Here is a 13,289-nt window from a genome sequence, read left to right as displayed (position 1 = left end):
AGTTAATAACTCACTGAATAGGCCAAGCTGGAATTACTGCGTCAATGTTTGCCATTAGTTCAATGGTTTCTTGGAGGGCTACAACAATACGCTGGTAATGTTGGATATTATCAGAAGTGAGAGTACGTCCTTTACGGTCTTTGAGCCATTTCTGGCAGACTTGATAACCTCCTACATAAAAGTTCCAAACTTCTTCTGGTACGCCTGTAAATTTGTCTTCTTTTTTGTTGATGATGACAGCACCATTGGTATATTTTGGGTGTCCTACATCGACTATACAATCACCATTATTTTCAACAAATTTGGTAATTGGGTTATTTAGTTTGGGGGATTTCATTAAGTGGAGTGCTACTAATTCTTCACCATATTCTGCTAGTTGAGTGAAGAGTTGATTATTGCTGGTTAGGGGAACACGGGGGAAGTCGATTTTGAGGAATTCAGCATAGCGGGTGCGGTAGGTGGGTGAGTGGAAAATGGCGTAGATGTAATAAAAAATAGCCTCTGGTGTAGGTGTATAGCCTAGCTTGCCTGTAATGATGTTAAGAAGACCTTGAGACAAGTTAGGGCGGCGTTGTTCTATCAGAATTGATTGTTGTCCATAGCGACTGTCGGGATATAGGTAAAGAGGGAAAATACTCTCTCTCCCTTTGTTATCAATTGCAAATGAGCCATCTATAACTAAACCGTCACAGCAGAAAAACCATGTGTAATCTAAATTTTCTCTTGCTTGACGCTTTGCTATCATTCCCAAGTTATTCCCTAGTAAATGTCGCATAGTTGGATAACCAGGTGTTCCAATGAAACCTCTTGTTTTCCCGCTGTACCAAGTTTGCCGAATATCAAATAGTCTATATAGAATCGGCTGAACTAAATCATCTCTGTTGGTTAGGACATCAGCTTTAGCATTTACAATTTTCCAATCTCGGCTATCATCCTGTAGCTGATATTTTTCTCTTAGACTTGCTTCATCCAAGTATCTAAAATCTTCAACAGCCTCTTTGATCTCGGCTGTACCCCAGTGAATTGAAACCTTATCTCTCTCTGTTTTAACACCAGAACCACAAGAAACAAAAATGTTTTTTAGTCCCTCATAAGCAAAATATTCATTTTGTAAATTAAAATCTTTTGGGACAAAGAAAAAATGTTTTGGTTGAGGATTTAGATTCATCCAGTTAGTACTTTGTATCGTCTCCCTAAATAAATAGTTATATTTAGATTCTCTGTATCCCCACAAATCAGAATGCTTGATACCTGTGAAACTTTTACTTTGATGCTCCTTGGTAAAGAAACAAATTCCAACTCCTTGCTGAATATCAAATACGTTTTCATCTTTAGAGCCATCAGGCGACTTCTCTTTTTTCTTTATACTTCCATGTAAATTAATAATATTAATTTCATTGAATGATTGTAAAAGGCTACTCCTTAAAGATCGGTGAGTTATTGCATCAAGAAACGTATTGTTAATAACAAACGATATTATTCCTCTTCCTGTATTTTGAATCTTTTCTTGAGCAAATCTTAAAAACTTCCACTCTTCACGATTCAAGTCAGACTTTTTCTCACTCAGTCCCTCTTTATAATCCTGCATTAAGTTCATAATCCATGTACCCTCGAAATTAGAGGGTGAATATGGAGGATTTCCCATAATGAGCATTATTGGTTTTTTATGTTTAATTTCTAAAGCAGCTTCACCTTCTTGTGCAATAAATTCTTCAAAAGGAACTTTTGGTTTATCTGGTGCTGTTTGTTCAAGCGCATTGCTTAAATAAATACCTAACCGCATATCAACATCAAACTGATACCCCGTCTCTTGTAAAAACAGTCCTATCTTAAGATGTGCAATCGCATAAGGAGCCATTAACAACTCAAAACCAAAAATCCTTGGTAATAACCTCTCCTTGACATAGCTAGACCAAGACTTATCAGTTAACCCTTCTGTCAGTGCCTCTGGTGACTCCTGAAAACGTTGATATATGAGTTGACAAATCCATAATAAAAACGTGCCAGTACCACAAGCAGGGTCAAGAATCATCACTTCTGGATCTGCCAAACCTAATGGCTTATTAAACTTCTCCTTCACTAAAATATCTACAGATCGCACCATGTAAGAAACTACAGGCTCCGGTGTATAATAAACACCCCGACGTTCTCGCATCTGTGGCTTGTAGGCGGTCAAAAAATCCTCATAGAACCGGATAACAATATCTTCTCGGTTCATCTTCATCTGAAAATCTGACAGAATCGCATCCATCTTGGCAGCGCGAAGGATACAAAAAATCTCTGCGATCGCACCAATTAGCTCATCCCCCAATTCTTCTGGTTGACGCTCTGATACATCCTGAAACAGCTTACGAAGAAACGGGTTAGTTTCTGGTAATTGTTGCCATGCAGATTCACGGTCAAAATGCGTTTCCTTCTCACGTCCCTCCCGCTTATCTTTTACATGGCTGAATACCTTTGCTGTAAAAAGTGCATAAGCAATAGTTTGGGCGTAGATATCTGCAAAACTGTAATCCTTCTCATTCTCTGAAGTCAGTTTTAGTTTGGGTAGTATTTCCCGTTGAAAACTCTTTAGCAGATGGTGTAAATACCCATCAGCTTTTTCTCTCTCATAGACTTGGGGAATCACTTGCTCAATTCGACGGGCAGCTTCAGCCAACGACTGTGCTAGTTCCTTCGCCGTCTTAATCGGTTCATAGAAAACCCACTCCACCAAAGGAACCGAACTTAGCCCCTTAACAGCAATCGGCAGTTCCCCTTGTTTTAAACGGTTTAACCGTGCTATTAGTTGCGGTTCATTCCAATCAAAAGTCTGAATTTGCCGTTGGCGTAGTCCACCTTCACTTGGCAGCACTAACGGCACTCTACCTGTAGCTTCTTTAGTAGGTAGAAGTAAATACATTACAGGTTGCTGTTCAGCAACTCGGTTTGTGTAATGCCCGTAAATTTCTTGTTGCTGTTCTTTAGAGGTCAAAAATTTTTTAATTTCCTGGTCTGTAACTCCTGATAGTTCCTCATAGAAGCCAACAGCAATTGGGCAAGTTTCCTCAGCTTCTAATTCATCAACACCAGGGCGTAAGTACCAAAAACGAGAACCTTGAGGATCATGCTCTTTCACCGGATATCCTAACAGCTGCCGCAGCGCCTCTACACGATGATTTAAATCTGTACCTGTTATTACAGCCTGTAACTGCTCTTTGGTGAAAGTCATTTGTTTTCCTTACTAAGTTCAAAACAGCACGGTAAAACTGCAATTGCTTTTTAAAAAAGTCCAATCGCTATATCAAATTTGATTAAGTACTGCTCTCAAGAAATGAGGTAGTCTACTTTTTCCTCAGAACTAATTTGACTGATACTTCGCTAACAGTTTCTGCCCTTGTTCACCCATCTCTTGCAGAAGTTTTTCAATCCTCTGCATAGCCATCGGTGATAACTTAGAGCGTTTATTTTCCCAACGATTAACTGTGGAATAAGTAACACCCAAATGTGTTGCAAACTGTTCTTGGGTTAAGCCCGTTACAGTGCGAAGTTCATGGATAAGCTGTCCCAGTTTTGGTTGTTCGATTACCAAAGGCTTTTTGATCGTCATTAGCTCAAAACCCACTACTTGAGTAGCAAATAATGTGTAATTTGCTATATCCTAGTTAGCCTAGTACTGGGTTGTAACCCGCTAATATACTGTTATTTATTTACTGTAACTTCAATATCTCTATGTAATAAACGCAACTTGTACTTAAGTATGCTTGGTGAGAACTGGTTTACTGTACAATTGCTCCCAAAGTGCCACTGACGGCACGTAAATAATCATCTGGCGATAGCAGAAGCAGCATTCCCCGCATTCCACCAGAAACAGTGATCTGCTCAAATAGGGTTGCTGTTTCATCAAGGTAAACGGGATAGTATTTTTTGCTAGCTAAAGCTGTCACACCCCCACGGATGTATCCTGTTAGTGGCTGGACTTCCTTCAGGGCAACTGTCTCAACTTTGCGGTTTCCTGAAATCCGCGCCAAAGCTTTCAAGTCCAACTGAGCATTTCCCGGCACAACAGCAAAACAGATACCTGTTGTATCCCCTCTGACTACTAGAGTTTTAAAAACTTGCTCTGGGGGAAGACCAACTTTGTATGCTGTACTTTCAGCAGCCAAATCATCAGGATCTACCTCATAGCTAAGGATTTGGTAGGGAATACCTAGTTTGTCCAATAGTCGAGCAGCATTAGTTTTCATTGCTCTTACTCCTAATCTTCAATTACCAGTCCACTAACGCGACTAAAGATTGCATCTACTGACATTCGGCAAGTAGATAATTGCAAGACTTTAGGTGTTGTAATTCAATGGTTTACCGTGCCTAAGAGATTAAGATAAAACGGTTTTAGTGAGAGTCCATGAGATTGCTTCCTTCCTCGCAATCATGGGGTACTATTTTTGAATACAGTTTATTATTAGACCCACTTTTTGAGTAAAAATAAATTTATGAATAGAACGTTATACTATCATCAGCAATCAAACTTTTCTCGGAAAATCCGAATATTGTTAATAGAGAAAAATTTAGATTGTGAATTCCTTGAAATTAATTTAACCAATAAACCCCCTGAATTCCTTGAAATTTCTCCTATTGGTCAAGTCCCTGTGTTTGTAGATCAAGATGGCACGGTAATTTGGGACTCTACATTAATTGCTGAGTATCTAGACGAAACTTATCCACAGCCTAGCTTTTACCCAAGCCCTCCTCACATACGCCTTGAGTGCCGTAAATGGGAACAACTAGCAGATACTTTAGGCGACAATATTATCAGTTTATGGGTACTAGATTTTATGGGTGATCTAGCTCCTGCTTATTATCGAAAAAAATATGAAACATTAATTAATCGCCTTTTACCAATCTTTGATGGACAACTGCGTTCAACTAAATATTTGTTAGAGGGTGAAACATGGACAGCAGCAGATGTGGCAGCGTTATGTTCCCTCGGTTACTACAGCTTTCGCTTAAATGAAGACTGGCTTCTTCAGTATCCTTATTTGAGAGACTGGTTTAATAGATTACACGAGCGTGAATCAGTCAAGTCAACTATTCCAAAAAAGTAAGGATTCAGGTCTAATATTGGCGAAGCAAAGAAGGGCGAGACATCTTCTGAAATTCTATTGAGTTTTATTCATTTCTAGCCAGTTGTAGAGTGGGAACTGAACTCTGTTGAGCGCTGTATGAATCATGTAGAGGGGTTCTACAGCACTCAACAAAACAACTGGCATAGCTGGATGTCAAGAAGCAGGAAGTTTTATCTTTTCCCTCGTACAACTTCTTCACTTTCCCGTTGTGTTGCTAACTCCATTGAAACTGCAATCCAAAGACATTGGATGCCAATTTGCCAAAATTGTTTAGGGTGTTATCTCTCTGCCATATTCAGACTCCAGAAGCGTCAATAATTTCTCTTCCACAGCAGTAAGATAAGGCCGATTTACCTTCCCCAATAACTGCAACAGGCTTTTGACTGTCTCCTCAAGCGAATCAGAATACACTTGACTGATGCGATCGCAAATCACCCGCATCTGCTCACACTCGGCAGGTAGATAATTGTAAGATTTAAGGTGCTGCAAACCAACCGTGTACTCACCATCCCAAGTTCTGACGGCGCAGCTGAATTCGCCCACATGATTAACGATACCCCAACAGCCACCTTTGCCTCTCAGTTCGGGATTGTCCTTAGCAAGAATTTGGCAGATTTCGCCAATTTGGTATGTGTTTGGTACTTTCGTTCTTTCCATGATACGCTGCACCACATCTTTGACGATTCTACCAGTTGGTACTTTACCACCAGCAAGTTCTACTGCTCTTAGCCACACTTCCTGCTGTTCCTGGGGTTCCAGTTTTGTCATCGATCGGACTTGGCGCTCACTCGTGGGCAGAATTTGTGATCCATTGGTTGTCAAATTCTCATTTGCCACATTTTGACAACCAATGGTTGTCAAATTTTCGTAAACACCAGCTGCGGCGATCAAATAATTTGATTGTTGCCGACTATGCCCAAAGCGATCGCGGCAGTATTCCTCAAATGTTTTATGCGTGGAGCGATAAAGCCGTCTGTCCCTCAATTCTGTCAGCGCTTTCCCTGCCTCAAAAAACGCTCTTTCCACACGGCGCTCTAGATGCAGGCGATCGCGCTGTTCCTGCTCAGTTAACTCTGGAACTTCAACAGCAGTAACCGTAATTGTTGCTGAACCTGGATCTTCTTGCTGGGAGATATCCTCGTTTACAGAGTTAGCTGCTGAAGTTGAATCGGTAGATGTGGCAGAGGTGGCTTTGTTGCGTCTAGAAGGTGGTTTAGGCATCATTCCACCCTTTTAGTTCAAAAATATTTGCTCAAAGTCAATCACAAACAGATTTGGAGTGTAGTAATTAGCTGTGATCACTTCTTTATAAAAATTGAAGACAAGACAAGAGGATTAGCAAGATTAAACATTACCTTCTCCTTCAAGCTTCACACCAAAGTCAACCCCCAAAACTTCTTCAATTTTGCGGAGTGTTTCTAAAGGGAGGGATTGCTTTTCCTCTTCAATTCGATACCAATTCATCTGAGACATCCCGACAGCTTCACAGATTGCCTTAAGTGAGCGCGAATCGGTTTCTCTAACCTCCTTGATTTTTGCACCTAGTCCGGGAACATCAATTGATATCGTTTTCGTAACCTTCATTAGAGATGAAATCATAATCCTTCCTTATTAAACCATCACGTGAAACTTAATGCTGAAATCATAACCCTTAACGTGACTAGTTGACAACCTATAACGTGACAAGTTATGATTTAGGGATAAAGAAAGCGCCCCGACGACCAATCTGAAGCGCTTTCTGTTTTTTAGGAACTTTAACAATCATGACATACCAAATCTACAGCCAACAACAGCTGCAACTAAAATCCATTGCGCGGCTCAAGCAAATCTACAGTGAAATCGCCTGCACAGTCGAAGTAAGCGACAAACGCTGTAAGGATTCTTGGATTAGCGCGATTGTTAACTATCAGGCAAGCAAGATTCAGAAATTCGCCCCTGCTGCCCCCGACGAACAAGCCCTAGCTCAAGCCGAACTCGACAACTACATCACTGACCAAGCCCAAGCCATAGCTCCCGAACCCCTCACAATAGTCGAAATCTCGTTTGACCATCACGAATATTACGCTGATGACAAACTGGTAGCCAGCATCAGCCATGACGATAATTTAACCCAGCCTTGGGTAGTGATGGTAAACGTCACTGAAAAATTCCGAGCTAACACCTGGGCAAGATGCAACCGCTTCATTGAATGGCATCACCAAGATGGAACACTCAACGAACCAGTACCCACACAAACTGAGGTTGAAGAAACTGCGACCACTGGTAACGAAGTCATAGCGCAGATTTTCGACGAATGCAAGAAGTACGGGTTTGAAATTCTCGATGATGGTATTTACCACAACGACGTGAAGCTGGGCGAGGTTGGCTGTACTGACGGCAGCTGGTGGTTTACACGCGCCACAGACGAAACCCAGCGCATAGCCTGTGATTCTGCAATGGATGTAGTGCAATCGCTATCGATGGTGGACGTGTCTACTGATAGTAAATCCGTTTTTGATGAATACTTTTTAGAGCAACCGTTAGAGCAGCTAACTGGCGATAAATTGCAACGACTGCTGGAGAGAACAGAGTTAGTCACAGCGTAATTCAGTAGTCAGAATCCAGGAGTCAGGAGTCAGGAGTCAGTAAAGAAACAAAGAGCAGGGTACAGAAGTTAATAAAATCTGCCTTCCTTTCTCCTCTTTTTCCCACCTCTTCCCGAAATTCTGACTTCTGAATTCTTCTCTCATTTTCCCTTCATTCACCTATTCATCTATGCAACCCACAATCTCGATCCCTCAACACTGGCCCTACCCTCGCTTTAACTTGGAACAGCGTACACAACAGGGCATCATCCTGGGACTTTATTACTACCCATCTGGTACAGAGTTGGCTGAACAATTTGATGATGGTTGGCGCTATGTGCTAATGCCTAACAAGAATTCTGATGAAATATCGTACTTGAAAGAGGATCAAATCCAACCGCTCACACCAGAAGAATTATTTCAGCAAATTACCGCAGAAATTGACTTTTATCAACAGCAGATAAGCATTCTCAACCGACAGTTAACCGTATTAACTAAGGGTGCAAACAATGGCTAATTCTACAAACAGTTTTGACCGTAGAGCCAATCATTTGCTACGTTCGATTCGGCTTTGTGGCGGTTGTGTGCCTTTGCACTCTCTCCAGTGTCAATTCTCCGATTCAGTAATTCAAACACTGCTGGACAAAGAACTGGTGCAAGTACAGAACACGGGGCGCGGCTTTTTGTTGGAGATTGCCAAGGATTTTTAGGTTGTTGACCTTATTGAAATTAAAATCAACGAGGAGAAAGCATGATTGACTACGTTAATACCCTGAAAAATAGTTGGTATATTTCCCCACCTTGGGGCAAAACAATTCCAACGGTTGATGTCAATTTATTAGAAAGAGTTTACCTGAAAACCACAAGAACATTCGGCTATTGTTCTGGTGTGCAATGGAAATATGAGTGTTGGCTTTATACAGTCATCTGTGGTGATGAAATTGTCCACGCTACAGAACATCAAATCATTGGGACTGGGCAGTTAGAAACCCTCACTGTGCAAAAACCTGCTTTCGTTTTGGGGCAGAAAGTAATCCTGTGTTCTTATGGGGATGACACAAAACAACGGCTGATTCTGGGGGTTGTACTTGTAGATAAGTTTTGGTTTTACCTTGTTGAATTACTATCGCCAACATTGACTGAAACACCGACAATATTTAATCGCTTCTCATTGGTCGGTGAAAAAAGTTTAGTGCGCGTGAATGTCTAATTTTCTCTAATCAACAACGAAAAATTATCACCCAACTAAAGTTATGTCACAAATCGAAATAGGTCAAATTATCGAACAGATAAAGCAAGAAATCACTATTGACTTTAATGGACAAGGTAAGGCCAGCCTTCGTGCAACAGCAAGATTAGCTGGGGTTGATGCTGCTGGATTATTCAGAAGTCTCAAAACAGCCGTTGACAATTCTCGCTCTAAAATGGTTGAAAAGCTTGTCCGTAAAGGCTTTGAAGGCGTTGACATTTTAGGATGGTCGCAGTCCGGTATCCCTGACGTAGCTGTAGCAACCATACTTCATTATTACGGCTATGAAGCGGGGAAAAGATGCAGCCTCCAAGCAAAATTAGCCTGTGAAGCTTTTGAAAGCATTGGTGTTCGCGCCTGGATTCAAGATTTATTGGGCTGGACAAAACCCGCCACTCAACCACAAGAACAACCCCCTATACCAGCTTTCCCCCCAGTTGAACAGCGATTGCATACTCTTGTCCTGGCAATGAAAACTTTAGCTGAGTTAACTGGTGGCAGACTCAACCCGTACATGGAACAACAATTCAAAGACTATGCCGGGAATCTTCTGGCAGAACACAACAGAAAATTACTAACCCCTTCAGAAGAACGCTGGCTCGGCGTGGTCAACTTTGCAGAGAGCGAACTTGCAAAAAAAGTCCCCCTGAGCGGCCCTCACTACCGTGGTCATCTTGGGACATGGGTTCGCACGTTTTACCCACACTTGGGCGATCGCCAAGAAACGCGATTAGTCAATGGCGTTCAACAGCCCATTTATGTCTACGCTTGTCACGATCCGGCTGTTGCGGCTGGGTTAACCAAAGCTATAGAAGAGTTCTTTGCTCATCCGAGTCCTGGTGCAGCGCTAAGGCAGGCGGGGGCTTTCGCTAGTAAGAAAGCTGTAGTTACTGCTTAATGGTCATTGGTCATCGGTCATTGGTCATTGGTCATTGGTCATTGCTCAAGCAGAGCGATCGCCAAGTAATCAAGAATTAAGACTTTTACAACAAAGGTAAATTTTACCTTGAGGGGAAAAGATATGGAACTCGGCTACTTCCAGAAAGATGTATTGATTGAAAAACTAGCTAAGAAATTCTACGCGATCCAAGGCTATGTAGTCCCCGAATCATATCGAATGCAATCAGCTACACATCCAGCAGAAAGAGCGTGTGTGGCTATGGCTATTTTCGCAGTCGAAGAATTTGAATCCATCGAAGATGAATGTTCAGATGAGGAGGTGGAGGAAGACTCTTCAGAAACAGACAGCACAAAAAAAGTAATTACTTGGTTTGGTGAGTTTTGGAAATTTGGCGACAGAGAACAAATCAAAGAAAGAGTACAAGATTATATTATTAGCCTAAATTACCTAACTGAGACTGAATCAGATAAGTTAGGCGAGTGGACTTGGGAAGATTTTTCTAGTTTTAAAAGAATCACTAAAAAATATCCTATGCCGGAAGTAGCTGAAGCCCAAGTTGATTGGAAAAAAGTAGGAGCTTTTATTCATGAATTATTTGGGGTAAGTTTCCATAAAGACGAAGAATTAGAAGATGAGGAGGATTAAATATGAATAAAGAACAGTGGCTAACTCTTGGAGAAACACTATTTGGACAAGACAAGATGCAATGGAAGTTTAAGTGTCCATGTTGCGGTCACATTGCTTCTATCCAAGATTACAAAAAAGCTGGCGCTCCATCTTCTGCCGCAGGATTTTCTTGTGTAGGACGATGGATGCCAGTTTGTAAAGAAGCTTTCGATGATAAGGATAAGCGCAAGATTCCTTGTAATTACGCTGGCGGCGGATTAATTAACCTTAATCCCGTTAATGTTGATGGAATTAAAGTTTTTGAATTTGGGGTTTGAGGCAGGAGATATGAAAGGCATAGTCACAGTAGTTGAGAAAATCTCATCTGAAGCTCACATTGATATTCCTGAAGGTTTAGCAGAATTAGGCATTAGACAGCACGTTGTAGACCATTACAACAGTGGTGAAATGCTTCCTTTACTGAATATTTTCCACGTTGATTTTGAATCTATCAGTGTTCACATTGGTAAAAAACTCCAAATCACTTGGCAACCTGGAAAGCCTTGGAGTTCAAAGCGTCCCTATTACTTTTGCCAACTTGGAAGATTTACTTTGACTTTGTTAACTGATACAGAGCAAAACCTAACTCGTACAGAAGTTTACTTTGGGCATCACAAGCAACTTATTTATACGTCAGAAAAAGAGATATCCAAAGAATTGGCAACAGTCGAACTCCAAAATTTCTTAAGTGGATTAGCTGTTGAACTTCAGACTTTAAGCCACATTGAATTTCCAGAAAAAGTTTGAAAATAACAGGAGTTAAACATGAGACTAACAACATTAGAAGGTCAATACCAGTGCATCGTGATTGACCCTCCCTGGTTCTATCGGCTGAGAAATCAGGATAAGACTCACCGAAACCGCATTAACTACAAGCCAATGCACATAGAAGAAATACTGTCATTACCTGTTCCAGGCTTAAGCGATCACACAGGGTCAGTTCTTTGGCTTTGGTTCACCAACAATCACATGATTGAAGCCGCACACTGCTTAGAAACATGGGGTTTTAGCTTGAAAACTATTCTTACCTGGGAAAAAGTTACTAAGAGCGGTACAACCCATCTGGGTACTGGTCATTGGCTACGTAACGCAACTGAACATTGTGCTTTAGCTGTACGAGGTAATGTCAGGGCGTTTGCTGGACGTTCCCTCACTAATGAATCATCACTAATCCATGCACGGCGGCGTGAGCATTCCCGTAAACCAGATGAATTTTTTGAACTAGTAGATAAGCTCTGCCCAGAAATGACGAAGTTAGAAATGTTCGCTCGTTCTTCTCGTGATGGTTGGGATTGTTGGGGGGATGAAGCCCAGAAGTTTGATAGTGAAACGAATGTTTCTTTGAGTGCATGAAAATAGCATTATATAAGGGGTAATTATGTCAACAAATATAGAATGGACTGACCAAACAGAAAATATCATCCGTGCTAAAGAAGGCGGTTGGTGGTGTCATAAGAAAAGCGAGGGTTGTGCAAACTGTTATGCAGAGAAATTAAATAAAAACTCTTTCTTTGGCGGAAACAAGCAACCCTACTCTGGTGAACCACCAGAGCTAGTGTTAGATACAGAAGCTATTCGGAAATGGGGATTCCAAAGGAAACCTAAGAAGCATTTCGTTTCTTCAATGACAGATGTTTTTGGTGAGTGGGTTCCGCGTTTTTGGCAACACGAAATGCTGGACGGAATGTTCGTTGCTCCCAACCAAATATTTCAGATTCTCACTAAACGCCCAGAAATTATGCTGTCATCTATGGATGAATGGCTTTCTTGTCATGGACTAGACAAGTTACCTTTAAATATTTGGTCAGGAACTTCAATTGAGAATCGCCGCACTTTAGAAGAACGTAGTCAATTTCTTGCTCAAATTCCGGCTTTAATCCGCTTCTGGTCAGTTGAACCGTTGCTAGAAGATTTGGGCGATATCACTCAATACTTGAATGATGTTCAGTTAGTAATTATTGGTGGTGAATCTGGCCCAAATTCCAGACCATGCCACATCGAATGGATTAATTCAATTGTCCAACAATGCCAGTCAGCCAAAACACCCGTATTTGTGAAGCAGTTGGGGGCGAATGTTTATTTGAATCAGCAACCTTTTAAAACAAAACACGCCAAAGGCGGCGAACTTGCAGAATTTCCTCAACAGATACAAATTCGGGAATTTCCCAACTTCACTTGTGATTAGAAACAAAACCCTCGATTGTTAAGAGACTTTCGAGGGAAGGCAATTTTTATTAGGTATATCATTATGACTTTAGCAGAAAATCAGCTTAATAATCGGACAGCTTTTGAAGTCTTTATTCCCGGTTTTTTTGATGATTATCCACTTGAATCATCAGAATTCCGGCTGTACGCGCATATCCAAAGAAGATCGGGTGTAAGCGGTTGTTTTGAGTCTATTCCGAAGATGGCTAAACATTGTTACATCGCTCTCAAAACTGCCAAAAATGCTATCAAGCTTTTACTAGCCGCCGGAATGATTGAAATACAAGAACGTATTGGAACGACCAACATTTATACTCCCACTTCACCTTCTTTGTGGGTTTCTCCTGACCAAATTCAATTACTTCGTTCACAAATCAAGACAACAAAAGAAACCCCAGTCAAAATTAACCCCAGTCAAAATTGCACGGGGGGTGGGGTCAAAATTGCACCCAGTGGGGGGGTCAATTCTGCATGGGGGGTGGGGTCAAATTTGACCCACAAAGGTATTCCCATTAAGGTAATCCCATCTAAGGAATTCACACTAAGTGCAGTCCCCCCAAAAAACGAGTGTGTGTGTGAAGAAACTAACTTGGATTTAC

General features: G+C 41.3%; 16 protein-coding genes and 1 pseudogene. 12 read left to right on the top strand and 5 right to left on the bottom strand.

Going from position 1 to position 13,289, the window contains the following annotated elements; all coding sequences use genetic code 11:
* Positions 1 to 10: 10 nt before the first annotated feature.
* From A4S05_RS21050 to ybaK, 3 genes are all read right to left on the bottom strand, one after another.
* A complete protein-coding gene (locus A4S05_RS21050; protein ID WP_069071749.1) occupies positions 11 to 3,211 on the bottom strand; it encodes a type ISP restriction/modification enzyme in 3,201 nt (1,066 codons plus the stop codon).
* 129 nt (positions 3,212 to 3,340) lie between these two features.
* Positions 3,341 to 3,589 carry a helix-turn-helix domain-containing protein gene (locus A4S05_RS21045; protein ID WP_069071804.1) on the bottom strand — a complete coding sequence of 83 codons (249 nt, stop codon included), beginning with the start codon at positions 3,587 to 3,589 and terminating at the stop codon, positions 3,341 to 3,343.
* 169 nt (positions 3,590 to 3,758) lie between these two features.
* On the bottom strand, positions 3,759 to 4,226 hold the full coding sequence (ybaK, locus tag A4S05_RS21040; RefSeq protein ID WP_069071748.1) for a Cys-tRNA(Pro) deacylase: 468 nt from the start codon (positions 4,224 to 4,226) through the stop codon (positions 3,759 to 3,761).
* Between the two features lie 246 nt (positions 4,227 to 4,472).
* On the opposite strand from ybaK, the gene A4S05_RS21035 reads away from it, so the two are divergent.
* Positions 4,473 to 5,084 carry a glutathione S-transferase family protein gene (locus A4S05_RS21035; protein WP_069071747.1) on the top strand — a complete coding sequence of 204 codons (612 nt, stop codon included), beginning with the start codon at positions 4,473 to 4,475 and terminating at the stop codon, positions 5,082 to 5,084.
* Positions 5,085 to 5,375: 291 nt separating this feature from the next.
* Here the strand turns inward: A4S05_RS21035 and A4S05_RS21030 are convergent, their stop codons facing one another.
* Both A4S05_RS21030 and A4S05_RS21025 read right to left on the bottom strand, forming a co-directional pair.
* Positions 5,376 to 6,326 (bottom strand): hypothetical protein, encoded by a 951-nt coding sequence (locus A4S05_RS21030; protein WP_069071746.1) that lies wholly within the window; start codon positions 6,324 to 6,326, stop codon positions 5,376 to 5,378.
* 123 nt (positions 6,327 to 6,449) lie between these two features.
* A complete protein-coding gene (locus A4S05_RS21025; RefSeq protein WP_335194058.1) occupies positions 6,450 to 6,704 on the bottom strand; it encodes a helix-turn-helix domain-containing protein in 255 nt (84 codons plus the stop codon).
* 164 nt (positions 6,705 to 6,868) lie between these two features.
* Here A4S05_RS21025 and A4S05_RS21020 point away from each other — a divergent pair, with 164 nt between their 5' ends.
* The 11 genes and pseudogenes from A4S05_RS21020 to A4S05_RS20970 form a co-directional block, all read left to right on the top strand.
* A complete protein-coding gene (locus tag A4S05_RS21020; protein ID WP_069071745.1) occupies positions 6,869 to 7,690 on the top strand; it encodes a hypothetical protein in 822 nt (273 codons plus the stop codon).
* A 169-nt stretch (positions 7,691 to 7,859) separates the two neighbouring features.
* A complete protein-coding gene (locus A4S05_RS21015) occupies positions 7,860 to 8,186 on the top strand; it encodes a hypothetical protein (RefSeq protein ID WP_069071744.1) in 327 nt (108 codons plus the stop codon).
* A complete protein-coding gene (locus tag A4S05_RS21010) occupies positions 8,179 to 8,379 on the top strand; it encodes a hypothetical protein (RefSeq protein ID WP_069071743.1) in 201 nt (66 codons plus the stop codon). Before A4S05_RS21015 ends, A4S05_RS21010 begins: the two co-directional genes overlap by 8 nt.
* A gap of 41 nt (positions 8,380 to 8,420) precedes the next feature.
* Positions 8,421 to 8,879: a DUF1392 domain-containing protein gene (locus tag A4S05_RS21005; RefSeq protein ID WP_069071742.1), complete on the top strand. Its 459-nt coding sequence runs from the start codon at positions 8,421 to 8,423 to the stop codon at positions 8,877 to 8,879.
* Between the two features lie 43 nt (positions 8,880 to 8,922).
* Complete coding sequence (locus A4S05_RS21000; RefSeq protein WP_069071741.1) at positions 8,923 to 9,816, top strand: hypothetical protein; 894 nt, start codon at positions 8,923 to 8,925, stop codon at positions 9,814 to 9,816.
* Positions 9,817 to 9,939: 123 nt separating this feature from the next.
* Positions 9,940 to 10,464 (top strand): hypothetical protein, encoded by a 525-nt coding sequence (locus A4S05_RS20995; RefSeq protein ID WP_069071740.1) that lies wholly within the window; start codon positions 9,940 to 9,942, stop codon positions 10,462 to 10,464.
* 2 nt (positions 10,465 to 10,466) lie between these two features.
* Positions 10,467 to 10,763, top strand: coding sequence for a VVA0879 family protein (locus A4S05_RS20990; RefSeq protein ID WP_069071739.1), 297 nt, complete (start codon positions 10,467 to 10,469; stop codon positions 10,761 to 10,763).
* Positions 10,764 to 10,773: 10 nt separating this feature from the next.
* Entirely contained in the window at positions 10,774 to 11,232 is a 459-nt protein-coding gene (locus A4S05_RS20985) for a hypothetical protein (protein ID WP_141699768.1), read from the top strand.
* Between the two features lie 18 nt (positions 11,233 to 11,250).
* Positions 11,251 to 11,838 carry an MT-A70 family methyltransferase gene (locus A4S05_RS20980; protein WP_069071737.1) on the top strand — a complete coding sequence of 196 codons (588 nt, stop codon included), beginning with the start codon at positions 11,251 to 11,253 and terminating at the stop codon, positions 11,836 to 11,838.
* 25 nt (positions 11,839 to 11,863) lie between these two features.
* Positions 11,864 to 12,670, top strand: a complete 807-nt coding sequence (locus A4S05_RS20975; protein WP_069071736.1) for a DUF5131 family protein — start codon at positions 11,864 to 11,866, stop codon at positions 12,668 to 12,670.
* Between the two features lie 63 nt (positions 12,671 to 12,733).
* Positions 12,734 to 13,289: pseudogene (locus A4S05_RS20970) on the top strand (hypothetical protein); the annotation flags it as partial.

The organism is Nostoc sp. KVJ20 (genome assembly GCF_001712795.1).
GTDB lineage: Bacteria > Cyanobacteriota > Cyanobacteriia > Cyanobacteriales > Nostocaceae > Nostoc.
Note: the sequence above shows the minus strand (reverse complement) of the source record. Positions and strands in the feature narration are given on the sequence as shown.

Excerpts from the sequence above, each read along its gene's own strand:
- A4S05_RS20975 (WP_069071736.1), top strand. The coding sequence starts at position 11,864 with ATGTCAACAAATATAGAATGGACTGACCAAACAGAAAATATCATCCGT.
- A4S05_RS20985 (WP_141699768.1), top strand. The coding sequence starts at position 10,774 with ATGAAAGGCATAGTCACAGTAGTTGAGAAAATCTCATCTGAAGCTCAC.
- A4S05_RS21010 (WP_069071743.1), top strand. The coding sequence starts at position 8,179 with ATGGCTAATTCTACAAACAGTTTTGACCGTAGAGCCAATCATTTGCTA.
- A4S05_RS21020 (WP_069071745.1), top strand. The coding sequence starts at position 6,869 with ATGACATACCAAATCTACAGCCAACAACAGCTGCAACTAAAATCCATT.
- A4S05_RS21030 (WP_069071746.1), bottom strand. The coding sequence starts at position 6,326 with ATGCCTAAACCACCTTCTAGACGCAACAAAGCCACCTCTGCCACATCT.
- A4S05_RS21025 (WP_335194058.1), bottom strand. The coding sequence starts at position 6,704 with ATGATTTCATCTCTAATGAAGGTTACGAAAACGATATCAATTGATGTT.
- A4S05_RS21000 (WP_069071741.1), top strand. The coding sequence starts at position 8,923 with ATGTCACAAATCGAAATAGGTCAAATTATCGAACAGATAAAGCAAGAA.
- A4S05_RS21015 (WP_069071744.1), top strand. The coding sequence starts at position 7,860 with ATGCAACCCACAATCTCGATCCCTCAACACTGGCCCTACCCTCGCTTT.
- A4S05_RS21045 (WP_069071804.1), bottom strand. The coding sequence starts at position 3,589 with ATGACGATCAAAAAGCCTTTGGTAATCGAACAACCAAAACTGGGACAG.
- A4S05_RS21005 (WP_069071742.1), top strand. The coding sequence starts at position 8,421 with ATGATTGACTACGTTAATACCCTGAAAAATAGTTGGTATATTTCCCCA.
- A4S05_RS21035 (WP_069071747.1), top strand. The coding sequence starts at position 4,473 with ATGAATAGAACGTTATACTATCATCAGCAATCAAACTTTTCTCGGAAA.
- A4S05_RS20990 (WP_069071739.1), top strand. The coding sequence starts at position 10,467 with ATGAATAAAGAACAGTGGCTAACTCTTGGAGAAACACTATTTGGACAA.
- A4S05_RS21050 (WP_069071749.1), bottom strand. The coding sequence starts at position 3,211 with ATGACTTTCACCAAAGAGCAGTTACAGGCTGTAATAACAGGTACAGAT.
- A4S05_RS20995 (WP_069071740.1), top strand. The coding sequence starts at position 9,940 with ATGGAACTCGGCTACTTCCAGAAAGATGTATTGATTGAAAAACTAGCT.
- ybaK (WP_069071748.1), bottom strand. The coding sequence starts at position 4,226 with ATGAAAACTAATGCTGCTCGACTATTGGACAAACTAGGTATTCCCTAC.
- A4S05_RS20980 (WP_069071737.1), top strand. The coding sequence starts at position 11,251 with ATGAGACTAACAACATTAGAAGGTCAATACCAGTGCATCGTGATTGAC.